At 66.1% G+C, this 23,652-nt stretch carries 22 protein-coding genes; 12 read left to right on the top strand and 10 right to left on the bottom strand.

Annotated elements, in window-relative coordinates; translation table 11 throughout:
* The first annotated feature begins 238 nt into the window (after nt 1-238).
* From VN634_02810 to VN634_02800, 3 genes are all read left to right on the top strand, one after another.
* Nucleotides 239-2,095: a M12 family metallo-peptidase gene (locus VN634_02810; protein ID HXC49794.1), complete on the top strand. Its 1,857-nt coding sequence runs from the start codon at nt 239-241 to the stop codon at nt 2,093-2,095.
* A 122-nt stretch (nt 2,096-2,217) separates the two neighbouring features.
* Nucleotides 2,218-3,072, top strand: a complete 855-nt coding sequence (locus tag VN634_02805; GenBank protein HXC49793.1) for a class I SAM-dependent methyltransferase — start codon at nt 2,218-2,220, stop codon at nt 3,070-3,072.
* On the top strand, nt 3,063-4,652 hold the full coding sequence (locus tag VN634_02800) for a transporter substrate-binding domain-containing protein (GenBank protein ID HXC49792.1): 1,590 nt from the start codon (nt 3,063-3,065) through the stop codon (nt 4,650-4,652). The genes VN634_02805 and VN634_02800 overlap by 10 nt, the downstream gene beginning before the upstream one ends.
* On the opposite strand, the gene VN634_02795 is transcribed toward VN634_02800, so the two are convergent.
* Nucleotides 4,629-6,194 carry an MATE family efflux transporter gene (locus VN634_02795; GenBank protein ID HXC49791.1) on the bottom strand — a complete coding sequence of 522 codons (1,566 nt, stop codon included), beginning with the start codon at nt 6,192-6,194 and terminating at the stop codon, nt 4,629-4,631. The genes VN634_02800 and VN634_02795 overlap by 24 nt on opposite strands.
* A gap of 207 nt (nt 6,195-6,401) precedes the next feature.
* Between VN634_02795 and VN634_02790 the strand changes: the two genes are divergently transcribed.
* Both VN634_02790 and VN634_02785 read left to right on the top strand, forming a co-directional pair.
* Nucleotides 6,402-7,070: a hypothetical protein gene (locus VN634_02790; protein HXC49790.1), complete on the top strand. Its 669-nt coding sequence runs from the start codon at nt 6,402-6,404 to the stop codon at nt 7,068-7,070.
* A gap of 118 nt (nt 7,071-7,188) precedes the next feature.
* On the top strand, nt 7,189-7,761 hold the full coding sequence (locus VN634_02785) for a hypothetical protein (protein ID HXC49789.1): 573 nt from the start codon (nt 7,189-7,191) through the stop codon (nt 7,759-7,761).
* 9 nt (nt 7,762-7,770) lie between these two features.
* Here the strand turns inward: VN634_02785 and VN634_02780 are convergent, their stop codons facing one another.
* The 5 genes from VN634_02780 to VN634_02760 all read right to left on the bottom strand — a co-directional run bounded on the left by VN634_02780 (nt 7,771) and on the right by VN634_02760 (nt 13,246).
* Complete coding sequence (locus VN634_02780; GenBank protein ID HXC49788.1) at nt 7,771-8,649, bottom strand: MBL fold metallo-hydrolase; 879 nt, start codon at nt 8,647-8,649, stop codon at nt 7,771-7,773.
* A gap of 9 nt (nt 8,650-8,658) precedes the next feature.
* Nucleotides 8,659-9,036, bottom strand: a complete 378-nt coding sequence (locus tag VN634_02775) for an NFACT RNA binding domain-containing protein (protein HXC49787.1) — start codon at nt 9,034-9,036, stop codon at nt 8,659-8,661.
* 13 nt (nt 9,037-9,049) lie between these two features.
* Nucleotides 9,050-11,488, bottom strand: coding sequence for an ATP-dependent Clp protease ATP-binding subunit ClpA (gene clpA / locus VN634_02770; protein HXC49786.1), 2,439 nt, complete (start codon nt 11,486-11,488; stop codon nt 9,050-9,052).
* A 142-nt stretch (nt 11,489-11,630) separates the two neighbouring features.
* Nucleotides 11,631-11,960: an ATP-dependent Clp protease adapter ClpS gene (gene clpS / locus VN634_02765; GenBank protein HXC49785.1), complete on the bottom strand. Its 330-nt coding sequence runs from the start codon at nt 11,958-11,960 to the stop codon at nt 11,631-11,633.
* A gap of 122 nt (nt 11,961-12,082) precedes the next feature.
* Nucleotides 12,083-13,246: a GNAT family N-acetyltransferase gene (locus tag VN634_02760; GenBank protein ID HXC49784.1), complete on the bottom strand. Its 1,164-nt coding sequence runs from the start codon at nt 13,244-13,246 to the stop codon at nt 12,083-12,085.
* A gap of 61 nt (nt 13,247-13,307) precedes the next feature.
* Between VN634_02760 and VN634_02755 the strand changes: the two genes are divergently transcribed.
* The gene (locus VN634_02755) at nt 13,308-13,793 is read left to right on the top strand and encodes a PaaI family thioesterase (protein HXC49783.1); all 486 of its coding nucleotides are present in this window, start codon (nt 13,308-13,310) and stop codon (nt 13,791-13,793) included.
* 12 nt (nt 13,794-13,805) lie between these two features.
* Here the strand turns inward: VN634_02755 and VN634_02750 are convergent, their stop codons facing one another.
* On the bottom strand, nt 13,806-14,240 hold the full coding sequence (locus tag VN634_02750) for a rhodanese-like domain-containing protein (GenBank protein HXC49782.1): 435 nt from the start codon (nt 14,238-14,240) through the stop codon (nt 13,806-13,808).
* Between the two features lie 161 nt (nt 14,241-14,401).
* On the opposite strand from VN634_02750, the gene VN634_02745 reads away from it, so the two are divergent.
* The 6 genes from VN634_02745 to VN634_02720 all read left to right on the top strand — a co-directional run bounded on the left by VN634_02745 (nt 14,402) and on the right by VN634_02720 (nt 19,500).
* On the top strand, nt 14,402-14,770 hold the full coding sequence (locus tag VN634_02745; GenBank protein HXC49781.1) for an RNA-binding S4 domain-containing protein: 369 nt from the start codon (nt 14,402-14,404) through the stop codon (nt 14,768-14,770).
* A 116-nt stretch (nt 14,771-14,886) separates the two neighbouring features.
* Nucleotides 14,887-15,330 (top strand): hypothetical protein, encoded by a 444-nt coding sequence (locus VN634_02740; protein ID HXC49780.1) that lies wholly within the window; start codon nt 14,887-14,889, stop codon nt 15,328-15,330.
* Between the two features lie 138 nt (nt 15,331-15,468).
* Nucleotides 15,469-16,599 (top strand): Re/Si-specific NAD(P)(+) transhydrogenase subunit alpha, encoded by a 1,131-nt coding sequence (locus VN634_02735; GenBank protein HXC49779.1) that lies wholly within the window; start codon nt 15,469-15,471, stop codon nt 16,597-16,599.
* Nucleotides 16,600-16,634: 35 nt separating this feature from the next.
* Nucleotides 16,635-16,943 (top strand): NAD(P) transhydrogenase subunit alpha, encoded by a 309-nt coding sequence (locus VN634_02730; protein ID HXC49778.1) that lies wholly within the window; start codon nt 16,635-16,637, stop codon nt 16,941-16,943.
* Entirely contained in the window at nt 16,940-18,346 is a 1,407-nt protein-coding gene (locus tag VN634_02725) for an NAD(P)(+) transhydrogenase (Re/Si-specific) subunit beta (protein ID HXC49777.1), read from the top strand. Before VN634_02730 ends, VN634_02725 begins: the two co-directional genes overlap by 4 nt.
* A gap of 263 nt (nt 18,347-18,609) precedes the next feature.
* Entirely contained in the window at nt 18,610-19,500 is an 891-nt protein-coding gene (locus VN634_02720; GenBank protein ID HXC49776.1) for a fatty acid desaturase, read from the top strand.
* Nucleotides 19,501-19,603: 103 nt separating this feature from the next.
* Here VN634_02720 and VN634_02715 read toward each other — a convergent pair whose 3' ends face one another.
* The 3 genes from VN634_02715 to VN634_02705 are packed head-to-tail and all read right to left on the bottom strand — an operon-like array spanning nt 19,604 to nt 23,587.
* The gene (locus VN634_02715) at nt 19,604-21,328 is read right to left on the bottom strand and encodes a hypothetical protein (GenBank protein HXC49775.1); all 1,725 of its coding nucleotides are present in this window, start codon (nt 21,326-21,328) and stop codon (nt 19,604-19,606) included.
* Nucleotides 21,325-22,131: a right-handed parallel beta-helix repeat-containing protein gene (locus VN634_02710; protein ID HXC49774.1), complete on the bottom strand. Its 807-nt coding sequence runs from the start codon at nt 22,129-22,131 to the stop codon at nt 21,325-21,327. Before VN634_02710 ends, VN634_02715 begins: the two co-directional genes overlap by 4 nt.
* A gap of 55 nt (nt 22,132-22,186) precedes the next feature.
* Entirely contained in the window at nt 22,187-23,587 is a 1,401-nt protein-coding gene (locus VN634_02705) for a sulfatase (protein ID HXC49773.1), read from the bottom strand.
* Between the last annotated feature and the right edge of the window lie 65 nt (nt 23,588-23,652).

Raw genomic sequence — 23,652 nt, 5'->3', positions numbered from 1 at the left:
CGACAACTTTACGTGCGCTAAAACCTCTCGTTGCTGCTGCGCTGCGCCATGCGGTGGATCGAATGCGGGTGCGGCAATTTTGCGTGATTCTGCGTTCCTATCGCTCGTTCGCGTGTTACCATCACCGCTCCTCCAAATGACGAATTTTTCTCCGACGTTTTTCCGGCGCCTCGCGGATCTCTGCGCGAGTCGATATCAACCCACCCTTGTTCGCCACAGCGCGTTCGCTGTCGCGATCGTGATCGCTGGTGCGACTGCGTCGAGCGCGGAAATTCCGTCGTCGATTCGAAAGCACGACGCGGCATCCGTCGAAGGATCGCGAGTCCCCGGCCCCGACGGACATACGCATCTGCGGATCAGGACTGCGGCGCGCGCGTTCGATCTCGTGCTCGAGCCGTCGCCGGTCGTAGCCGCGGGTGCGCAGACCATCGTCGTCGACGATGACGGTGAACATCGGCAGCCGTCGGAGTCGCTGGTCTATCGCGGTCACCTCGCCGACGATCCCGACTCCGAAGTCCATGTTGCGATCGCCGGATCGTCTGCGGTCGGCAGCGTGACCACGGCGGGAGAAACGTGGCTGTTCGAGCCGCTGCGCCGCTACGAGCATGGCGCGAGGGCAGAAGACACGATCGTCTACCGCAAGAGCGACATCGACGTCAGCGCCGATCCCGGCACCTGCGCCGCCGAGTCGGCACCGATCGCAGCGCTCGGCGCTTTGCAGGACGGCGGCGCCGCCGGGGTTGCCGCCGAATCCGCGGTGACCGACACGATGGGCCTCGTCGAGCTCACGCTGGTCGCCGATCACGCGTTCTACGCAGCGCACGGCGCGGATACGTCGGCCTACATGCAGTCGATCGTCGATCAGGTCGCGTCGTTCTACACAACGAGCATCGGTGTGACGGTCTCGATCGTGCAGACGGTCATCTATCAGAGCGCGGGCACCGAGCCGCTGTCGTCTTCGACGGCGAGCGGAACGCTGCTGTCGAGCCTCGCCGAGGCACGCGAGTCGCATCCGGCAACGCTCGGAGCCGGAGACATCACGCACCTGTTCACCGGCCGCGATCTCGACCAGAACGTCATCGGCATCGCGTACCTCGGGACGGTCTGCGACAGCTTCTACGCGGCGAGTATCGCGCAGGACTTCAATACCAACCTGCACCTGATGACCCTGCTGACCGGACACGAGCTCGGCCACTCGCTCGGCGCGTACCACGACGGGCAGAGCGGCTCGCCCTGTGTCTCGACGCCGATCGGCTGGGTGATGTGGCCCGTCGTCTACAGCTCGCTCACCGAAGCGTTTTCCGCGTGCAGCCAGGCCAGCATCGACCCTGTCGTGCAGCTCGCGTCGTGCATCGGTGACGCGATCCCGACCAACTGCGGCAACGGCACGCTCAACTCGGGCGAACAGTGCGACGACGGCAACAACTCGAACGGAGACTGCTGCCGCGCCGACTGCAAGTTCGACGCAGCCGGCTCGCTGTGCGCGGCTGACGTCAATGCGTGCACCAACGACGTCTGCAACGGCAGCGGATCGTGCACGCATCCGAACAACTCCGCATCGTGCGACGACGGCGACGCGTGCTCGGCCGACGGGCAGTGCTCGGCCGGCGTCTGCCTCGACTCTACAGATTATGCCCCACTCTATTCGCCGCGGTTCAAGGCGCATCTTCGCGGCGGCGGCGAGGATGCGCTGGTGTTCAGCGCGTACGTCGACGCCGGACTGGCAAGCCGCCCCACCCAGACCGGTGCGGCGGTGCGCTTCCTCGACAGCGCCGGCGGGCTCCTTCACGAGAGCTTCGCCGCAGCCTCGGGATGGGTCGACCGCAAGGACGCCGGCACGACGTTCCTGTTCGCACCCGCCGATAGCGCGCTCGCGGCGACATCGGGCGGAATTGCAGCCATGGTGGTACGTTTCAAACCGGCCGCGTCGCTCGCGAAGATCCGCCTTCGCCTGAAGGATACCGACCTGTCGTTTCTCGACGGCCGTGACTCCGTCGACATGCAGATCCTCATCGGCGACGCCGTCACCGGGGATTGCGGGACGACGATGAACCTGGCGTGCGAAGTCTCGGCTGGGCTTCTCGCCTGTTCGTAGCTCGAGTCGGCAACGGCTGACGCCGTTGTCCCCGTCAGCGACCGGCCGTGACCGGGTGCAGAGTGCACCGCAGCGGCCGTCCGACGCTATGCTTCGACGCGTGCTCCCGCTACAGAGCCGCGATGTCCCGCAGCAGCAAGTCCCCTAAGAAGACCTCCGCACGAAGCTCGAACGGAACGCGCGCATCGATGGCCGCGGCCGCCGACAAGTACGACCTGTACGTGCGTTCGGTGCAGTCGCCCGACATCGAAGTCGCGTTCTTCGACCGTGCGTTTCGCAGCCAGTACGGGCGCAGGCCGCTCACGCTCCGGGAGGATTTCTGCGGAACGGCCGCGGTCTGCTACGAGTGGGTCCGCAGCGGCGCCGAACGGCGCGCGACAGGCGTCGATCTCGACGCAGAGCCGCTGGCCTGGGGCACGAAGCGATTTGCCAGCAAGCTCACCGACGACCAGTCGTCGCGGCTTCGCCTCGTCCATGGCGACGTGCGCACCACCAACTCGAAGGCCGAGATCGTCGCCGCGCAGAATTTCTCGTACTTCTGCTTCGAGACGCGCGACGACCTGCGAGCGTACTTCCGCCACGTACGCCGCTGCCTGGCGAGCGAAGGCATGCTCGTGCTCGACGTCCTCGGCGGCTCCGAGATGATGGAGGACAACCGCGAGGAAGAGACATCGCACGGGAAGTTCAAGTACGTCTGGGACCACATCGACTTCGACCCGGTCTCGCATCATTGCCGCTATGCGATCCACTTCCGCTTCAAGGATGGGTCGGAGCTGAAAAACGCGTTCACGTACGACTGGCGCCTGTGGAGCCTGCCCGAGCTTCGCGAGCTGCTCGCCGAAGCGGGCTTCTCCTCGTCCGACGTATTCTGGGAAGCCACCGACAAGAAGACCGGCGATGGCAACGGTGTGTATCGCCGGCGTGCGCGCGGCGATGCCGATCCTGCCTGGGTCGTCTACCTGGTGGCGTGGAAATAGGTCACCGACGCGTTCGTGCGGGAGCTGCCGCCGGAGCGCGGCGGCTTGCTGCGGTCCTCATCGCGCTTGCTTGCCTGCTGCCCGCGCCTGACGCGCGCTCAGAAAATCCGCCCGCTGCCAGAACGCTGCGAGTCGCGACGTCCGGCGACTACGCGCCGTTCAGCTTCGTGTCGACCGAGGCATCCGCGCCGACCGAATCCGTCGGCTCGCTCGACGGCTTCGATGTCGAGGTCGCGCGGCGGTTTGCCCGCGACAAGGGCTACGCTCTCGAGCTCGTGCGTTTCCGCTGGCCCGAGCTCGGCGGCGAGCTCTCGCGCGGCACGTTCGACGTCGCCATGAGCGGCGTGACGATGCGCGCCGAGCGTTCCATCAGCGGCCGCTACAGCGTGCCGGTGGCGGCTACGCACGCTGTCGCAATCACATGGAACGGCTCGGGAGTCACGACCGCGAGCGACCTCGACCGCCCGTCTCGCCGGGTCGCCGTCAACGCCGGAGGCCATCTCGAAAGCGTCGCCCGGCGTGCATTCCGTCGCGCCGAGATCGTCGCCGTCGCCGACAACGACGCCGTGCGCATGGCGCTGCTCGACCGCGCGTTCGACGCCGTCATCACCGACAGTTTCGAGGAGAAAGTCTGGACCGCCGGCTTGAAGGGCGTCGTGCGCATCGGCCCGCTCACCAACGACCGAAAGGCGTATCTACTGCCGGCCGCGCGCGGCGCTCTCGCCGAAGAGCTCGACCTGTGGCTTCTCGCCCGCGAGAAGGACGGCACGCTCGGCGAGCTTCGCGCCCGCTACTTCGGTGGAGGCAGCACCGAGCCGACGTCGGACGAGAAGCTCGCGACGGCCGAGCCTCTCGCCGCGTTGTCGAGTGCAATCGTCGAGCGCCAGTCGCTGATGCCGATGGTCTATGACGCCAAGCACGAGGCCGGGCGGCCGATCGAGGACAAGACGCAGGAAGCCGCCGTGCTCGATGCTGGCGCGCGCGCCGTGGCCGACGCAGCATCGCGAAACGGTCGCACCGCGCCGCCCGAGCCGGCAACGAAACGGTTGTTCGAAGTGCTGATCGCGATGGGCAAATCGGTTCAGCAGGGCCTGGCCGACGAGGATGCGAAGAGACGCCCCGGCGTGATTCTTCGCCGTTCGTCCGGTTCCGCGAACGCGCCGGATGCGGCGTCCGGGCACGCGACCGCTGCGTCTTCCGGAAGAGCGTCCGACGCCGGTTCCGCACAGGCGGCCGGCGCCGGTTCCCAAAAGACGGCGCCTGTCGCCGGTACACAACAGGCGCCGCCCGGCGCCGCGCCACCGGGCGCCGCTGCAGTGGATGCGAACGCCGATCAGCCCGCGCGGCAGCCCGGCAGCCGCCGGATCTATGCGCTCGATACCGAGCTGCGTCCGGCGCTCGCGCGAATCACCGAAAAGATCGCGCGCATCGTTCTCGCCATCGACAGGCCGCTCAGCATCGTCGAAGTACGAAGGGCCTTCGGCGACAACCTTGGCCCGCAGGGCGTCGCCGCGAGCCAGCTCGACGCACTTTCGGCCGCCGTCAGCGAGATCTCGTCACACGCTGCGCCGAACCCGTAGCGCGCGGCGTTTCCACGCACCGCGGCGAAACTCGAACGCGAGCAGGACCATTCGCGCAACGTGGTCGAAGACCAGCACCGTCCACAGCCAGACCAGCGGCAGATGCCAGGACGCCGCGAGCGCGGCCAGCGGCACGCGAAAACCCCAGTTGCCGAGCGCGGCACCGACGAGCGGAGTCCACGTGTCGCCGGCTCCGCGGAAAGCGCCGCCGAGCGTGAAATGCACCTGCATCATCGGCTGCGCCGCGGCCAGCACGAGCATGAACGGTCCGAGCGCTTCGATGGTTGCCGCGTCGTTCGTGAACATGCGCGCGAGCGGCTCGCGCGCCAGCGCGCCGACAGAGGCCAGCACGACCGCGGCGAACAGCGCGATGCGTGCGGCGAGCCAGCCGGTGCTTTCGGCATCGTCAGGTTTGCCGGCACCGAGCGCATGCCCGACGAGCGTCGCGGCTGCGGCGCCGAAGCCGGTGCCTGGAATCCATGAGAACGCCATGACGCGCACGCCGATCGTGTAGGCGGCAATTGCAACGGTGCCGTACGAGCTGAGCGTCGCGAAGTATCCGAGCAGCGCAAGGTTGAGCACTACGCGCTCGCCGACTCCCGGCATCGCGACCCGGATCACGTCGCGCAGCAGGCCGCGGCTGGCAACGAGGTCCGCCCGCCGGAGCGCCATCGGCCCCTCCGGATCCTGGCGGCGAATGACGATGCCGAACAGCACGATCGCGACGATCTGCGACAAGAGCGTGGCCACGCCGGCGCCGACCACGCCGAGCCCGCCGATGCCCGCCACGCCGAACATCAGCACGAAATTGAGCGCGATCTTGACGAGCGTGACGACGAGCGAGACGCGCATCGGCGTGCGCGTGTCGCGGCTGGCGCGCAGGCCATGCTCCAGCGTCAGCGAGACCGCGAGCAGCATCGACGATGCGAACAGCAGCTGCATGTACGGCACGGCGAGCTCGACGACGTCGGGCGCCGCGTTCAGCAGCGAGAGCACCTGCCGCGGCGCGAACAGCATGACCATGGCCACGACCGACGCCGTCGCGACCGCGACGATCAGCGAAGCGGCCAGCGCAGCCCGGGCCCTCGCCCGGTCGCCGGCGCCAATCGCACGGGCCATCAGCGCGACGCACGCAAAGCCGACCGCGAACAGCGCGGACTGCGACATGAAGTACAGCTGCGTCGCATAGCCGACGGCTGCGACCTGCTTCGGCCCGAGGCGGCCGACCATCGCGATGTCGATGACGCCGACCGCCGTGACCAGCACCTGCGACATCATGATCGGGATCGCGAGCCGCCAGATTTCCCGTCCGGTCGCGAGGCCGGTGCCGCTGACACGCCCGAGAAGCGACGGCACCGCCGCTGCGGCGAGTCCTTCTTCCGGATCAAGAGGCTGGCTTTCGACTTCGGAGTCCGGATCGAGCGGATTGTTCGGATCGAGCGCGTCCGCGGAGTTCGGATCGGGCGCGTCTTCGTCGAACCGATGACGCTCTAAGTCTTCAGATTCCTGCTCGCGGGAATCGTCGGCGGTTTTGTCGTTCACGCGAGTCATCGGGAGAAACATCGTTGATGGTCATGGGCAACGAGAATTTGCACCCACCCACCAGCGAATTTTTTGTCACCCATTCACGCCAGGTGTTGCGGCGCATGCAATGACCCGTCAGGGTAGCCGCGGGTTCGGGGACAGTCCCGTGCGGAAACACTGCACGGCTTAGCAACAACAAAGACAGGAGAAAGAAGGATGAAAAAGGTGGGGACAGGATTCGTGTATCTTGCGTCCGGCGCATTCGCGCTGGCGATGTCAGGTGCGGCTCACGCTGGAAACGGCGCGCCGAGCGGCTCGCACTTCAACCTCAATCTGATCGGCGCTTCCAAACCGAAGCTCGCGGATCTTACCGACTCGCAGCGTCATACGATCTTCGTGCCGCTGTCGGGCAACTGCAAAATCGGGCTGGCCGAAGGCGATTTCACGGTGCTCGACGGCAACTGCACCGACGGCGACTCGGCCTTCCAGCTTCCGAATCCGGATGCAGACAACGACGGCTCGACGACCTACTCGGTGTTCGCCCGTGCGCTCGGCAAGCCCGGCGGCAGCTCGGTGACCACGACATGCGCGACCGATCCGAGTGACGGCAGCACGGTGTGCTCGACGACGTCGATGACGCTGCTGCGAAGCAAGGGCAAGTCGAGCTTCACGAACGTCAGCAAGGACCTGCTGTATATCTACAACGATGTCGACGGCGACGGCACGCTCGACCGCGTGTCGCTGTTCGACTCGAAGCTCGAGGACTACTACTGGAACTACGACAACAACGGCCTGCGCAACGCGCAGCTCCGTTTCTACGAATGCGCGACGATCGTTCCGGATGCGACCGATCCGAACGGCGCGCAGCTCGATACCGACTGCTTCAGCAAGTAATCGGCCTTTCCCGGCGGGTCGGGACGCTTCTCCAGGAAGCGTCCCGACCCGTCGGCGACCGCTCGTGCACCGCCCGATGCGCACGGCATCGTCGGCCGTGCTAGATACGGTTTCCGTCGTGGAAATCCGCAACTTCACCGGCCGGTTCGAAAGGGGCGAAGCATTCGTGCGCGCCAAGGCCGCGCTCGTCGACACCGGCTCGCTCTCGGTCCACATCAAGTTCACTCGAGCGCGCGGGCGCGACGTGAACGGATATTACCGCTGGGACGACCAGCGCATGGTGCTGGCGATCAAGCAGCGCCTGCGCTTTCCACGCTCCGCTGCGTACGGCGTCGGCACCACGGCGCGCACCGACCGTCGTCTCGGCGGCCTGCCCTATCGTCTCGTGTGGCACGAGGAGCGCTTCGAGACCGCCGACGACCTGCTGGTGTTCGTCGCGGGGCACGAGTTCTGGCATTTCCTCTGCCACAGCGGCCAGCGAAAACGCGATCACGAGACCAAGGCCAACTGTCACGGGTTTGCGTGGCTGCGTGAGTTTCACGCATGGAACGGACCGGATTCGGAGGTTGCGCCCATCCCGCTGATTCCGCCGCGGCCCGATCAGCCGGCGCCGGCAGTGCTCGCTCCTGCCTCCGTTACGGTCGCCGGCGGCGTGCGCGAAGCAGACAGGCAGCTGCAGCTGTTCGACTAAGCGCGGAGCTCAGCGAAGCACCCAGTCTTCGCCTTCGCGCGCGACGCGGCCCTGCTTCGCAAAGCGCCGCAGGTGCGATTCGACCGAAACTCCTGCCGCGCGGTGCAGGAACTCCGGAACGTCGGTGTAGATGCGGCGCACCAGATCCTCGGTGCGGCGCACGCCGTCGCGCAGGCCGGCCAGAATCTGCTCGTCGCGAAGCGCCCGGTGCGCGAGATACTCTTCGATCTTGCGCTTCGGCTCCTCGATCGCAGGGCCGTGCGCGGGAAAAATCCGGTCGATGTCGAGCGCGAGCAGCCTTCTCAGCGAATCGAGGTAGTCGCCGAGGTCGCCGTCGGGCGGGATGACCGTGGTGCCGGCGCCGAGAACCATGTCGCCGGTAAACAGGACCTTCTCTTCACGCAGGACGAAGCAGAGATGGTCGCTCGCATGGCCGGGCGTCCAGACCGCCTCGAGCGTCGCGCCTTCGACCTCGACGATGTCTCCGTCGCCGAGCGGCTCGACGGCCAGTCCGCGATCACTAGCCGGCAGCGGCATCTTCCGGAGCGGCAGGTCGCCGTGGCGCGCGCGCACCTGCTCGACGCCGCCGATATGGTCCGGATGCGCATGCGTGAGCACGATGCGATCGAGCGAAGCGCCGCACTCCGCGAGCGCACCGGCAAGAAGCTCGCCGTAGCGGTCGATACCCTGTCCGGTGTCGAGCAGCAGGCGCTGCGCTCCGGTGCCGACGATGTACGTGTTGGTGCCGGGCCCGGTAAACGGCCCCGGATTCTGGCCGAGCACGACGGTGACACGCTCCGACCAGCGCGCGACGTCGGGCATCGCCATGCCGATCATCGACGACGTGACGACCCGGCGAGGCTCGGCGTCGTTCCCGGATGCAGCCACAGGCGTTCCTTATCCCTGAGCGGAACCGGCCGGAAGCGCCGGCCGGACCTTGAGGACGCGCTCCTTGCGGATCGTGACGGTGCCCGGCTCCGCGCCGCGGGGCTTGGTCACGTTGGATGCGAGCGTGCACGAAACCGGCACGACGCCGCCTGCCCTCGCCTTGCTGTGCCACGCTGCGATGGCTGCGGCGGCTTCGATCGTGGCCTTGTCCGGCTCCGCATCGTCGCGCGAGCGAAGCAGCACGTGCGAACCGGCAACCGCACGCGCGTGGAACCACCAGTCGTTCGCACGCGCGAGCTTGATCGACAGGTAATCGTTGTCGGACTCGGTGCGTCCGGCGAGAACGGTCCAGCCGCCCGGAAGCTCGTACTCGCGCCAGCGCTGCATCGACGTGCCGGCGTCAGAACTCGAACACGAGGCCTTCGTCGCCCGCCTTGATCACGACGTCGCCGCCCTTGGCCAGGCGTCCGAACAGGATCTCGTGGCTGAGCTTGTGCGAGATCTCCGATTCGATCAGCCGTCGCATCGGGCGTGCGCCGAACTTGGCATCGTAGCCCTTGCGCGCGATCCACGTGCGTGCGGTCGGATCGAGCGTCAGGTGCACGCCGCGCGCTTTCAGCCGCGTCTCGAGCTCGGCGATCATCTTCTCGACGATCTGCTCGGCGATCTCCATGCCGAGCGAACGGAACTGCACGACGGCCGTGAGCCGGTTGCGGAATTCGGGAGCGAACGCCTTTTCGATCGCCTTGTCGGACTTGCCGGCGAAATCGCTCGTCTGCTCGAAGCCGATCGCGTTGGCGAGGCCTTCGCGCGCGCCAGTGTTGGTCGTCATGATCAGGATCACGTTGCGGAAGTCTGTCTTCCTGCCGTTGTTGTCGGTCAGCGTCGCGTAATCCATGATCTGCAGCAGCACGTTGTCGATGTCGGCGTGGGCCTTCTCGATCTCGTCGAGCAGCAGCACTGCGTGCGGGTTGCGATGGATCGCTTCGGTGAGCTGGCCGCCCTGGTCGAAGCCGACATAGCCGGGCGGCGAGCCGATCAGGCGCGAGACCGCGTGCTTCTCCATGTACTCGCTCATGTCGAAGCGCACGAAGCCGATGTCGAGCGCGCTCGCGAGCTGCTTGGCGAGCTCGGTCTTTCCGACGCCGGTCGGACCGGCGAACAGGAAGCTGCCGATCGGCTTGTCGGGCTCTCCGAGCCCTGCTCGAGCGAGCTGGATCGCCGCGACCACCTGCTCGACCGCGGCATCCTGCCCGTAGATCGTCAGCTTGAGATCGCGGCCAAGGCTTTCGAGCCGCTTGCGATCGTCGACCTTCACGCTGCGCGTGGGGACCTTGGCGATGCGCGAGACCACGTTCTCGATGTCGCGGCTGGTCACGCGCGGGACTCTGCGGGCCGGAGCGGCCGCGTCGCCCGGCCGCGCGCCGGCATTTCGCGGCGGTGCAGCTGCCTCGATCGTCTCGATGACGACTTCGCCGGGCGCTTCGGGATCTTCTTCGACAACGGCGGCGGCCGACGTGCTCGCGGTCACGAGCGCAGGCTCGCCGGCGAGCCGGCTCGCGCGAAGCTTCACTTCCGCTCCGGCTTCGTCGAGCACGTCGATCGCCTTGTCGGGCAGGAAGCGGTCGTTGATGTGCTTGGCCGACAGCTCGACGCAGGCGCGCACTGCGTTTGGCGCGTAGGCGACGCCGTGGAATTCCTCGTAGCGGGTCTGGAGACCCTTCAGGATCTCGACCGACTCTTCGATCGTCGGCTCGCCGACGTCGACCTTCTGGAAGCGCCGCGACAGCGCATGGTCCTTTTCGAAGATCTGCCGGTATTCCTTGTACGTCGTGGTGCCGATGCACTTGATCTCGCCGCTGGCGAGCGCCGGCTTGAGCATGTTCGATGCATCCATCGCACCACCGGAGACCGCTCCGGCGCCGATGATGTTGTGGATCTCGTCGACGAAAAGGATGCGGCGATCGCGGTCCTGCTTGATGCCGTCGATGACGGCCTTCAGCCGCTCCTCGAAGTCGCCGCGATAGCGCGTGCCGGCGAGCAGGCCGCCCATGTCGAGCGCGTAGATCGTGACGTCCTTCAGGTACTCGGGAACGTCGCCCTGGTGGATGCGCAACGCGAGGCCTTCGACGATCGCGGTTTTTCCGACGCCCGCATCGCCGACGAAGATCGGGTTGTTCTTTCGGCGCCGGGCCAGGATGTGCACCGTGCGCTCGAGCTCGCTCTTCCTGCCGATCAACGGATCCAGGCGGCCCTCGGCCGCTTTTCGGTTGAGGTTCGTGCAGAACTCTTCGAGAGGATCCTCGACGGCACCGACGCCGTCGGCTTCGCGCTCGCCGGCGCCGATGCCGCCGCCGCCTTCCTCGGCCGGAAGGTTTCGCGAACCGATCTTGGAAACCTTGTGCGAGATGTAGCGCACGACGTCGAGCCGCAGCACGCCCTGCTTCTTCAGAAAGTAGGCCGCGTGCGATTCCTCGTCGCGGAAGAGCGCCGCCAGCACGTTGCCGCCGTCGATCTGTTCCTTGCCGGACGACTGCACGTGCGACGCAGCGAGCTGCAGCACCAGCTGGCAGCCGAGCGTGTAGCTCGGATCCGGCGTCGAGCCGTCGGGTGCCGCCACGTGCGACGGAAAGGACGGCATGGTGTTTTCGAGGAACGCATCGACCGCGGTGCGCAGCGCCACCAGATCGGCGCCGCAGTGGAAGAGGATGTCGGCCGCGACCTTGTCCGACGTCAGCGCGAACAGAAGATGTTCGGGCGCAACGAACTCATGGCGGCTGGCCTTCGCGCGATCGACCGCGCGCTGGAGTGTATTTTCGAGCTCTTCGGAAATCAGCATCGCTTTTTTCCTTTCCTTCGCGCTCTCGCGCTTCTTCCGGCCTTCGCGCTCTCGCGCTTCTTCCGGCCTTCGCGCTCACGCGCTTCTTCCGGCCTTCGCGCTCACGCGCTCATACTTCTTCCCGTCTTCGCGCGCTTCGTCCTCATCCCTCGCAGGCCTCGATCAGGCAGGCGAGCGGGTGTTCGTGTTTGCGTGCGAGCTGCTCGACCTGCACGGCCTTGGTTCGAGCCACGTCGTGTGTGTAGACGCCGGCGATGCCCTTCCCTTCGTGATGCACCTGCAGCATCACGCGCGTGGCTTCGTCGCGGGGCTTGAAGAACAGCGTCTGGAGGATCCAGACCACGAACTCCATGGGCGTATAGTCGTCGTTCAGCAGCACCACCGCATACATCGGGGGGCGCTTCACGCGGCTCCGCTCCTGGACGACGATTTGTCCCTCGGAGCGGCGGACAGGAGTTTCGGGCTCGGACATGTTTATCGATTCTAATGCGCAGCGGACCGTGGTCAATGCAGAGCTTCTGCGTGCAACGCGCAGGCGGCCGGAATTCCCGAGGTGCGGACTTCGCTGGCCCGGACTTCCACGCAAAGGATCGCTCAAAAGCGCGATCTCTCGCTCTTGACAGGCGAGACGCGGTTATAACCGTCGATCATCGCTTCGTTCTGCTCGCGCTCCCGCTCGAGGAAATCCGAGATTGCGCGCCTGCCGCCCGGGTGAGCAATCCAGTGGGCGCTCCAGGTCGGACGCGCGTTGAAGCCGCGCAGGAACTTGTGCTCACCCTGGGCGCCCGCTTCGACGAGCCGCATGCCGTGGGCGATCGCGTACTCGATCAGCGTCCAGTAGCAGCATTCGAAATGCAGCGACGAAAACTGGCCGATCGATCCCCAGTAACGTCCGAACAGCGAATTTTTTCCGCGGACGTTGAACGTACCGGCCACGTAGCGGCCGGACTTCTTCGCCAGCACGAGCACGAGCCGCCGCCGCCACGTGCGGGCAAGCTGCTCGAACGTCGCGCGCACCAGATACGGCTGCGACCACTTGCGGGCCGCGGTGGCGACGTAGAACTTCCAGATCGCATCGACGTGCTCTTCCGTGATCCGGTCGCCGTCGAGAACCTCGATCTCGATTCCCTGCGCCGCGACATCGGCGCGTTCATGCAGGACCTGCTTGCGCTTCTTCGAACGCAGGTCGGCAAGATAATCGTCGAAGCTGCGGTAATCGCGATTTTCCCAGTGATATTGATGCGTGACGCGCGACAGGAATCCGCGCGAAACAAGAAAATCGTGCTCGGCTTCCCTCGGAAACAGCACGTGGACTCCGGATAGCTCCAGGCGCTCGGCGAGGCGCGTGAGACCGTCGACCATCCCGCACGCGACCGGGTTCGCATCCAGTGCCGCTCCGGGCGCAACCAGGATCCGTGCGCCGGAAACAGGCGTGAACGGCACGGCGGCCACTCCTTTCGGATAGTAGCGAAGCCCTGCACGCGCGTAGGCTTCCGCCCAGCCGAAGTCGAAAATGTACTCGCCGTACGAATCCCAGCGCAGGTAGAACGGGATCGCGCCGACCAGATGGCCTGCGTCCCACGCCGTGATGTGACGGGCCTGCCACGGTGTTCCCGGCCCGACCACGCCGGTTTCCTCGAGCGCGACCAGAAACTCATGCTCGAGAAACGGATCGTCCTCTCCGACCAGGCGATTCCAGGCAGCCGGATCCACTGTCGCGAGAGACTCGCGGGCTTCGATGCGAATGGTTTCCGACATGCTGCCTTGTCCGGATACACGGGTTTGGTCGGCAGTTCGATTTCACGTAAGAGCGCGCGCGATGGACCCGCAGACAAACCGCCCCGGGAAGACCGAGCTCGAAGAGCTCGTCTTCCCGTTTGGCGACGGCGGCTGCTTCGGCTGCTCGAAGCTCAACCCGGACGGACTCCAGCTGCGCTTTTTCCGCGGCCCGAGCGAGATCGACGGGAGGGATGAGATCGTCGGCACGTGCCGCGTGCCGGATCGATTTCACGGCGCGCCGGGCATCACGCACGGCGGCATCGTGGCAACGATCCTCGATGAGTTCTCCTGTGCAGCAGCGGTATTCCTTGCCGGCGTCCGCGTCGTTACCGGCGAGCTTCAGGTGCGTTACGAGCGTCCGTGCCCGGTCGAACGCGAGATCGTCGTTCGCTCGCGTGTCGCGAGCGATGCGCATGCGCGCTACCTCGTCATCGAGGCGGAGATGCACCTGGGTGCTGAGCGGCTGGTCCGTTCGAGCGGAAAGTTCTTCCGTCAGCCCGCGAGCGGCGCAGTCGTCACGCCGTAACGCGGCGAGCCGTCAGACCGGAAGCTTGCGAAGATCGACGTGGTTGCGACCCGGTTCGTCACCGGAGACCACCGGCAGTCCGCGCGGTGCCCATCCCGCGCATGCGACGGTGCCGTCGGGCGAGACCTCGCCGTAGAAACCGCCGCGCATGTCGACAAGGTTGCTGAACCCGGATTCGGCGAGCATCGCCGCTGCGCGCGCCGAGCGTCCACCCGCTTTGCACGCAACAACCAGAGGCTGCTCCGGCTCAAACGCCGCGAGCACTTCCAGAAGAAAGTTCGGGTTCGGCCTGAGGCCCTGGCCCGGCTCGAAATCGAGCAGTGGAATATTGTACGCGCCGGGCGCGTGGCCCTCTGCGAACTCGGCAACCGACCGCACGTCGAGATAGGTCCAGCCTTCTTCGATGAGCTGGGCCGCTTCATCGGGTTCGACGCGCCGAACTGCCATGAGGGTGGACCCTAGGTTCGCGGCAGCGGTCCGTCAACTGCCCGGGCGGGGACGAGAGGTTTCTTCCTTCGTTTCTTCTTCGTTTCCTGTTCCCCTGGAACCGGCCGAAGGATTACGATGCCGGCGGCATGGGCTCGGAAAAAACTGATGGATCGGTTTCAGTGCGGCTCGACAAGTGGCTGTGGGCAGCACGGTTTTTCAAGACAAGGTCGATCGCGAGCCAGTCGATCGCGGCCGGCCACGTCAAAATCGGCGGCAACCGCGCGAAGGCCGCGCATATCGTCAAACCGGACGACGAAATTGCAGTCGTAATCGGCCCTTACACCCACGTCGTCCGGGTGCGCTCGGTCTCCGCCGTGCGCCGCGGGGCTCCCGAGGCGCGCCTCCTTTATGAGGAGAGCCCGGAGAGCATCGCCGCCCGCGAAGCGCTGGCGGCGGTTCTCAAAGCCGACCGTGGATCGTTCCAGCCGGCCGCTTCGAGGCCATCCAAACGCGACCGCCGAGCCGTCGATCGCCTTCGCGGTCGCTGAAACCGGACGGACCCTGCTGCCGTCGGGAAGCACCGCGGCAAGTTTCTGCGCAGAACCTGAGGAAAATCGAGAATATTCATTCCCTATGGGCGTCAGAGGCCCCAAGAGGAATGACAATGGCTGACAATACCGCGAAGCTTTTCGAACCCGACGCTCTCATGCCCGAGCAGTTTTTTGCCGGTCTCGGCAAAGAGGCCGGCGCAATGAACGAGCGCGGCCTGATGCTCGCGATCCTCCGCGACGCCGTCGAATGCTTTCAGAAGTATGCGCTCGCACGCGATCCCCAGGGCGAAGACCTGCACCGCGATGCCGCCGAATGGATCTTTTCGAACGAGCGCGAGTGGCCGTTCTCCTTCGAGAATATCTGCGACGTGCTCGGCGTGAGCGCCGAATACATCCGCGCCGGGCTCGCGCCGCTGCGCAAGCGAACCGCACGGAAGGTCCGCAAATCGCCGCGGATCATCGGCCTTTCCGGCCGCCGGCCGGCGAGCCACGACGATGGTCGGTTCGATCGCTTCGACGTCGAAAGCCGGATCGACGCCGTCGACGCGGCGGGCTGACCAACAGGAGTTTTCGGCACGGTCCGCTGATCAGGCGGGTTCTCTCCTCCCCCTGCCGAAACGGAAAGGCGGTGCGACGCGAGTCGTACCGCCTTCTGCTTTTTGGATTTTCCAGTGCCTCGGCTAGGTTGCCGCCCGATGAAAATCGGGGTGGTTACGGAAGCCCGTCCGGGCGAGCGCCGAGTCGCGCTGGTTCCCGAAAGCGTCAAGCGTCTGACCCACAAGGGAGCGGAAATCGTCGTTCAGGCCGGCGCCGGGACTCCGGCCGGGTTCTCGGACGACGAATACCGGGCCCAAGGGGCGGCAATCGTCGATACGCGAGAGGCGCTGCTTTCGGCCGCGGACACGATCGTTCAGATCAATGTGCCCCAGGCGGGTGCCCTGCAGAGCGTGAAGAAGGGAGCGGCGTCGATCAGCCTGCTCTTCCCTCTCGTCCAGCACGACGTGGTTCGCGGGTTCCGCGACGCTTCGGTTACCGCCATCGCGCTCGACCGGATCCCGCGCACGACGCTGGCGCAGTCGATGGACGTTCTCAGCTCGCAGGCAACCGTGGCGGGCTACCGGGCCGTCATCACCGCCGCCAATCATCTGCCGAAATTTTTCCCGCTGTTCATGACCGCTGCCGGTCGCGTCGAGCCTGCCCGCGTCGTGATCCTCGGCGCCGGCGTTGCCGGCCTCGTCGCTATCGGCGTCGCCCGGCGGCTTGGCGCCGTAGTCGAAGCTTACGATGTGCGGCCGGTCGTCAAGGAGCAGGTCGAGAGCCTCGGAGCCACGTTCATCGACGTCGGCGCGACCGCCGACGCCCAGACCGCCGGCGGCTATGCCAAAGAAGTCAGCGAGGATTTCCAGAAGCGCGCCAACGAAGTCATCGCCACGCATCTCGAGAAGGCCGACGTCTGCATCACGACCGCGCTGATACCCGGCCGGCCCGCGCCGCGCCTGGTGACCGCCGCGATGGCCCGCCGCATGCGCCCCGGTTCTGTGATCGTCGACCTCGCCGCCGAACAGGGTGGAAACTGCGAGCTGACCAAACCGGACACGGAGGTGACCGACTCCGGCGTGCTCGTGCTCGGCCCGACCAATCTGCCGAGCGAAGCGGCACGCGACGCGAGCCAGATGTTCTCGCGCAACGTCGAAAAATACATTCTCTATCTGCTGAAAGACGGACAGCTCAATCTCGATTTCAGCAAGGAGATCGTCAAAGGCTCGGTCGTCACGCACGACGGGCAGATCGTCGATACGCAGGTCGCCGAAGCGATCGGCGCCTGATCGCAGATTCGAGCAGTCTCCAGGAGAGCCTTCCCATGACGCACGAGATGATCCTCGGACTGTACGTGTTCGTGCTGGCCGCTTTCGTCGGCTACGGCACGATTCGCGGAGTTCCCCCGCTGCTTCACACGCCGCTGATGGCGTTCACCAATGCGATCTCCGGAATCTCGCTGGTCGGCTCGATCGTGGCCGCCGGTGCCGAGAAGAGCACGTTCAGCACCGTGCTCGGCTGCATCGCCGTGCTGTGCGCGAGCATCAACGTCGTCGGCGGATTCCTGATCACCGACCGCATGCTCAAGATGTTCCGCAAGCGCGGCGGCGCCAAGGGCGAGGCAAAGAAGTGACGCCGTACGCCGAGCTCCTCTACTTTATCGCTTCGGTCCTGTTCATCCTCGGTATCCGGGGACTGACCAGCGCCGAAACTGCGCGCCGCGGCGTCATCTATGCCGAGATCGGCATGGCGTTCGCCGTCGCCGGCACGCTGATCAATCCGGAGATCCATACCTACCGCTGGATCCTCGTGACCGCCGGCATCGGATCCGCGATCGGCATCGCGATGGCGGCACTGATCCCGATGACCAAGATGCCCGAGCGAATCGCGCTCTCGCATGCGTTCGGCGGCCTCGCCGCCGCGCTCGTCGGCGTTTCGGAATATTCGATCTACCAGGCGGGCATTCACGTCGACCACCTCGGGCATGCCGTCCAGCTGTCGCACGGCACGATGGGCGCACTCGGATTCGAAGTGCTGTTCGGCGGCCTGACGTTTACCGGAAGCCTGATCGCATTCGGCAAGCTGCAGGGCTTCATCCCGGGACGCAACATCACGTATCCGTACCAGAACCAGTCCAACATCGGCATTTTCGCGACGGCCGTGCTGCTGCTGGTGCTGCTTACGGTGTGGCCGTCGCTGCAGATCCTGTTCTACCTGATGTTTCTCGTCGCGCTCGTGCTCGGCGTGCTGTTCGTGATCCCGATCGGCGGCGCCGACATGCCGGTCGTGATCTCGCTGCTCAATTCGTACGCGGGTCTTGCCGCCTCGGCGACCGGCTTTGCTCTCGACAACAACGTGCTGATCATCGCCGGAGCGCTCGACGGCGCGTCCGGATTCATCCTGTCGATCGTGATGAGCCGCGCGATGAACCGTTCGTTCAGCAACGTGCTGTTCGGTGCGTTCGGCCAGGGCGACGGGTCGGCCGCGGCCGTCATGGGCAAGGACGCTGCGCCCGTTCGCGAGGCAAGCGTCGGCGACGCGGCCATGCTGCTGTCGAGCGGCACCAAAGTGATCGTCTGTCCGGGCTACGGCATGGCGGTCGCGCAGGCCCAGCATGCCGTGCAGAAGATGGCCGAGCTGCTCGAACGCGACGGCATCGAGGTCAAGTACGCGATCCATCCGGTCGCCGGACGCATGCCGGGGCACATGAACGTGCTGCTTGCAGAGGCGAACGTTCCGTACGATTCGCTGAAAGAGCTCGAGGAAATCAACGACGAGTTCGCCGAGGCCGACGTGGCCCTCGTGGTCGGCGCCAACGATGTCGTCAATCCCGCGGCCAAGACCAACACGAACAGCCCGATCTACGGCATGCCGGTGCTGAACGCGGACCTCGCAAAATCGTGCATCGTGCTCAAGCGCAGCATGAACCCCGGATTTGCGGGCATCGAGAACGAGCTGTTCACGATGCCGAATACGGTGCTCGTGTTCGGCGATGCGAAGGATACGATCGAGAAGATCGTCGAAGCGCTGAGCTAGAAGGTGGGCGTGCGTCGCGGGGCGGGTACCGGCGCGCTCGCTTTAGTCCTCGCTTCGCTGCGGAACGACTCGCACGCCGGCACCCGCCCCGCGCCGCACGCCATCATCCGGATTGGCCCCCCGCACCTCCCGCCGGGTTGCTCTGGTTCTCGCGTCGCAACCCTGCTCGCAGCGCCACTGCTCCCGCAACGCTTGCCGGATTGGTGATGGAAGAAAACATCGATCGATCAGTGCGGCTCTCTCGCGACGACCTTCGACATTTGATGGCCCGCCGCGATTTTCCTGGCCTCGTCCTCTTCTTCTTCCAATCCTTTCTCTTCCTCTTCCTCTCCGTTGCCACGGTACGCCTTGCGGCTGCCGGCAGTCCGCTTCGGTTCGTTGCCGTCTTCCTCGATGGGATCGTGCTGCTCACGTTCTTTGCGTCGATGCATGAGGGCGGGCACGGGACGGCGTTCTCGACGCCGTGGATCAATCGGGCGGTGACGTGGGTTTCGGCAGTGCTGATGCTGCAGTCGCCGACGTTCTTTCGGGAGTTTCATTTCGAGCATCATCGACGGACGTCCGATCCGAACGGCGATCCGGAGATTTCCGGCGCGCCGAAGCTGCTCGGGCCGTGGCCGCGCAATCCGGTTCTCTATTTTGCGCAGGCTTCCGGACAGCACCTCATGGTTGGCAAGGCGCTGTTCACCGTAGTGCCCGCGACTGTGCCGACGGACGCAGCGTTCGAGCGGTTTTTTCCTTACGTGCGGCCGGCTCTTCGTGCGCAGGTCATTCGCGAGAGCAGGATCGCGACGCTCCTCCTCGGCGGTTCCTGTGCGCTCGGGCTCGCGCTGGTTCCCGGGTTTTCGACGCTGCTGCTCGCGTGGCCGATCGGGCATCTCGCGCTCGGGATTTTCGTGATGCCCGAGCATACCGGGCTACCGATCGACGGCAGCCAGATCCACCGCACGCGCTCGACGAAGAGCAACGCGTTCGTGCGCTGGGCGATGTGGAACATGCCGTGGCACGCCGAGCACCACGGATATCCGGCGGTACCGTTCCACGCGCTTCCGGAGCTCAGCCGGCGCATCGAGCCGGAGCTCGAGCATCGCGTGAGCGGCTATCTTGCGTTTCATGCGGAGGCGCTGAGGCGCTCGCTCGGCCGCGCGGCCTGACGCGTCCTCATCACGCATCCGAATCTAACGTCGAGAAGATCGTCGACGCGCCGACTTCAAGATGCAGGTGCGACAGTCCGCACGCAACGAAGCGCGTCGTCGACTATTCGATCAGGCACATCCCATCGCATCCGTCACCGGCTGCGGTGTTGCCGTCGTCGCAGGTCTCGGCGTAGTCGATCTCGTTGTTGCCGCACACCGGGCAGCCGGTACCGGCTTGCGGAAACAGACTTGGCGCCGGCGTCACGAGCCCGTCGAGCACCGGCGGATTGCCTTCCCGATAGAAGATGCTGTGGAAGCCGGACGCGGCTGCTCGAATCGAGCCGCCGGACTCGACGTGCACGGTTTCTCTCATCGAGAAGAAGTTGGAGTTGCCGCCGTCGTACTGCTTGCCGACCGCCGCATCGATCTTGCCGCCGCTCTTCACCAGGAGCCGGCAGCCGTTGAAGGACATATCGCCGCAGCCCTCGGGACCGCCGTTGCGGATCTGACCGGCTATCGAGATATCTCCACCGTACACGGACACGTTTCCGCCATAGCCGTACGCGTTGCCGCCGTAGGTTGCCGGGATCTTGCGCCCGGTGACGTTGATGCGCCCGTCGATCGAGATCGGACCTTCGTTCGCGCTGAACAGATTCACCTCGCCTGAACGGGCGCCATTGACCGAGATTCGGCCGTGGCGACCGAGATGAATGGCATCGCCCGCATCCATCGACACACCATGCAGGCTGTACCCGTAGCGGCCCCAGGCTCGCGCAAGAACGGTCGAATCCATCGAAATGTCGTCGCCCGCCTCGAAATACCAGTCGCCGGAGAGCGGCGACGTGTCGGTGGCGCCCTTGGATTGCCCGCTGTCGCCCCACAGCAACGCCTTGTCTCCCGCGATGAGATCGCCGCCGGCGCGCAGGAATCCGTAGCCTCCCGGTCCGCCGTACGTCACTCCGTAGTAACCGCCTTTCTTCCAGCCGCCGCTCATGTTCAGCACCGGCCGCGAAAGCTCAGGATCGCGAACGATCTCGAGATCGCGCCCTGCGGCAAGATCGATCGTCCCGCCGAGGCTGTCCGCGCCGTATCTGCCCTGCGCGAAGATGTTCGCGAGCACGAAGATGTCGTTGCCGGCATCGACTTCGATCTGCGCGTAACCGCCGGTCGCGTAGATGTGGTTGCGCAGTGTCACATCGCCTGCGGCGCGGATCGTCACCGATCCGCCGGCGCCGGGGCCACCGTAGTAGTCGTTGATGCCGGCATTGACGTCCACGAGCGAGGCCGACTCGACCGAGCCGAGCGTGCTTTCGATGTAGATGGTGCCGCCATCGGACACCGGCGGCTTTCCGGGCGCGGAGATCTTGCCTTCGAGCGCGATGTCGCCGGCCGCGCGGAGCATCAGGCCCGATGCGTTGCCGGTAAAGTCTCCCGCGATGCGAATGCCGCCGTCGCCGGCGCTGCACGTCCCGAGGCCGAGATCGCTGCACGCGGTGTCCGTAAGGCACGGCGTGCCGGCGTCGAGCGAGCAGCCACGGCTCGCGGTGATCGTCACGTCGCCGACGATGTCCGGCGAAAGCACCGTCATCCACGTATTGCCGGGTTCGGCTTCGAATGCGCCGCACGAGAGGTCGAGCGAGCCTCGAAGCTCCCCGCTGAACGAGACGCGCACGGTCCGCAGGCCGAAATCGAGAGGATATGCCGAGTCGACCTCGACCGTCGTCGAGATCACGCATGGGTCGGCGGCCGGCGCGCAGACGTCGTCAGCGGACTGGACGGGATCCGCGACGGCCGCCCCGCTGCGTGCAAGCACGATCGAGAGACACATCAGCATCGCCTTTTTCATCGTGAGCCCTCCGCTCCCTTCGGAACACGGCCGTTGACGCGGAAATCGTCGCGCGCGTTGTCTTCGCAGCGACTGACTTCCCAGGTCCCGCCCCTGCCGCGCGTCACGACACCGTCGCGGCCGTTGCCGACCGACTCGACCTTCTCCAGATCGTTGTCCGTGCCGTCCACGATGACGCCGCTCATCGCGTTGCTGCTCGCATGGACATTGACGGCGGCGTTGTCGGTGAAGAGCCGAATGCCGTTCTCCGAGTTCTCGCTGACGCGCACACCGGCAAAACGGCCGCCGCTGCCGCGCACGCTGATGCCGTCGCGGCCATTGCGCGTGGCGACGACATCGTCGAATACGGTGCCCGCGATCGTCAAGCGCACGCCTTCGTCGTGGTTGTCGCGCAGCTCGAGGTGCGTCACGCGCGCGATCGCATCGGGTCGTGCCGCCGTAAGCCCGATTCCAAAGCCTGCGACGGCTCCGCGCGCCGGCGCCTTCGCGCCTACGATCTGCGCGCCGTCGGTCCCGCCGTACATCACGCGGATGCCGACACCTGCGCCGCTGCCGCGGATCTCGCGACCATCGAGGTCGAGCGTGATCGTTTCCGTCTCGCGCGCGGCGCGCACGATGAGACCGTCGACGCGGCAGCGGCTCGTTGCGACCGGATCCGTCGCAAGAATGCGCGCGTCGGTCGTGACGGTATCGCCGCAAGCGCAAGCAACGCGACCTCCGGGGAGCGCGTCGCCGCACGGCTTCGCATACGCAGGGATCGCCGCAAGAAGGAATGCGACCAGAACGATGCCATGACGGTGCACGCGGCGATGCTACTCCTGCGGCCACAGCCCGGCCAAGGGCCGCAATGCAGAAATGTCAGTTCGCGTAGCCGAACGATTTGAGCTGCTGCTCGCGGCGCCGAAGCGCGGGGTCGTCCTCGCCGTCCTTTTCGCCGTGCTCCTCCTGCTGCGGCTGACCGCCGGGCACGGACGGCTTCGCGAGCGACTGCCGTTTCCTTCGCGTGCCGAACCGCGGCGGATGCTGGCCCGACCAGCGGTCGAGCTCTGCCACCAGAGCGACCTCTGCGCGGGATCCGCTGGCGATGGGCTCGGCTTCGAGGCGATCGCGAGACTGGTCGAAAGCGGTGCGGCGACTGTTCGCAGCCCATTCGATGAGCTTGTAGCCGTCGTTCGAAAGCGCGACGACGTGACCGTCGCCACCGTTCGAGACGGCGCGCTCGGTCTCGCTCACGATCGGCGCGGCGCGTACGCCGGCCCCGCGCGCCTGCGGCACCAGCGACGATCCCGGGAACGGATGCTGCCCGATGCCGGCGAGCTCCATGATCGTCGGCGCGATCGTGACCGACGCCGCGACCGGCTCTTTCACGCGCCGCGGCTCGAGACCGGGCGCGACCACGATGAGCGGCACCTCGAGCACCTCGCGATAGAGCGTCGAAATGTGGAAACAGCGGCCATGCTCGAGGAGCTCCTCGCCGTGATCGGACAGGAGGATGAGAATCGTCTTCGACAGCAGCGCGCGACGCTCGAGCTCCGCGACGATCTTGCCGACATAACGATCGGCGCGCCGGATCGCCGCATCGTACTCGTCGACGAACGCGCTCATCTTCTGCATGCCGGCCTTGCACGCTCGCCGCATCCTCCCGCGCGGCGGCGGCGACGTGAGCCCGATCGCGCGCCGGTCGATCTCATCGCCGTGATAAGGCGTGTGCGCGTCGTAGCCGTGCGCAAACAGGAAAAACCGCCGCCCGTCGTTGTGGTCGAGCCACCAGCGCATGTCCTCGAAATTGTCGCGGAACGAGCGGCCGTTGTTGCGGTACACGTCGAAACCCTGGCCGAACCCGAAGCTCGCCGCCAGGTTGATGCCGCCGGAAAATCCGGCTGTCGCCCACCCGCTCGACGCGAGCACCGATGCGATCGTCGGAACCTCCGGCTCGAGCCGCCGCGAATCGAGCAGCGCGACGAAGCCGTGCTCGCGCGGGTACATCCCCGTGAAGATCGACATGTGCGCCGGACGCGTCCACGACGACTGCGCGACGGCGTGCTCGAACAGGACACCCTTCTTCGCGAGCGCGTCGATGTTGGGCGTGGTGGGCCTTGAATAGCCGTATGCGCCGACGTGGTCGGCGCGCAGCGTGTCCACCGAGATCAGGACGATGTTGCAGTCACGGCAAGCTGCGAAAGGCGCGAGGGGCGGCGGCGAGCAGGCCGCCGCGAACGCCGCGCCGACGGCAACGGCGAAGCGAAAGCAGCCGATCATCGCCCGCCAGAAACGGAGGGGAGCATCACGTCTGCAGGCCCCTCACCGATCGCTGGTCGCGCCAG

This window comes from Candidatus Limnocylindrales bacterium (assembly GCA_035571835.1).
Lineage (GTDB): Bacteria > Desulfobacterota > Binatia > UBA1149 > CAITLU01 > DATNBU01.
Note: the sequence above shows the minus strand (reverse complement) of the source record. Positions and strands in the feature narration are given on the sequence as shown.

Excerpts from the sequence above, each read along its gene's own strand:
- VN634_02805 (HXC49793.1), top strand. The coding sequence starts at position 2,218 with ATGTCCCGCAGCAGCAAGTCCCCTAAGAAGACCTCCGCACGAAGCTCG.
- VN634_02775 (HXC49787.1), bottom strand. The coding sequence starts at position 9,036 with ATGCAGCGCTGGCGCGAGTACGAGCTTCCGGGCGGCTGGACCGTTCTC.
- clpA (HXC49786.1), bottom strand. The coding sequence starts at position 11,488 with ATGCTGATTTCCGAAGAGCTCGAAAATACACTCCAGCGCGCGGTCGAT.
- clpS (HXC49785.1), bottom strand. The coding sequence starts at position 11,960 with ATGTCCGAGCCCGAAACTCCTGTCCGCCGCTCCGAGGGACAAATCGTC.
- VN634_02760 (HXC49784.1), bottom strand. The coding sequence starts at position 13,246 with ATGTCGGAAACCATTCGCATCGAAGCCCGCGAGTCTCTCGCGACAGTG.
- VN634_02755 (HXC49783.1), top strand. The coding sequence starts at position 13,308 with ATGGACCCGCAGACAAACCGCCCCGGGAAGACCGAGCTCGAAGAGCTC.
- VN634_02750 (HXC49782.1), bottom strand. The coding sequence starts at position 14,240 with ATGGCAGTTCGGCGCGTCGAACCCGATGAAGCGGCCCAGCTCATCGAA.
- VN634_02740 (HXC49780.1), top strand. The coding sequence starts at position 14,887 with ATGGCTGACAATACCGCGAAGCTTTTCGAACCCGACGCTCTCATGCCC.
- VN634_02735 (HXC49779.1), top strand. The coding sequence starts at position 15,469 with ATGAAAATCGGGGTGGTTACGGAAGCCCGTCCGGGCGAGCGCCGAGTC.
- VN634_02730 (HXC49778.1), top strand. The coding sequence starts at position 16,635 with ATGACGCACGAGATGATCCTCGGACTGTACGTGTTCGTGCTGGCCGCT.
- VN634_02720 (HXC49776.1), top strand. The coding sequence starts at position 18,610 with ATGGCCCGCCGCGATTTTCCTGGCCTCGTCCTCTTCTTCTTCCAATCC.
- VN634_02715 (HXC49775.1), bottom strand. The coding sequence starts at position 21,328 with ATGAAAAAGGCGATGCTGATGTGTCTCTCGATCGTGCTTGCACGCAGC.
- VN634_02705 (HXC49773.1), bottom strand. The coding sequence starts at position 23,587 with ATGATCGGCTGCTTTCGCTTCGCCGTTGCCGTCGGCGCGGCGTTCGCG.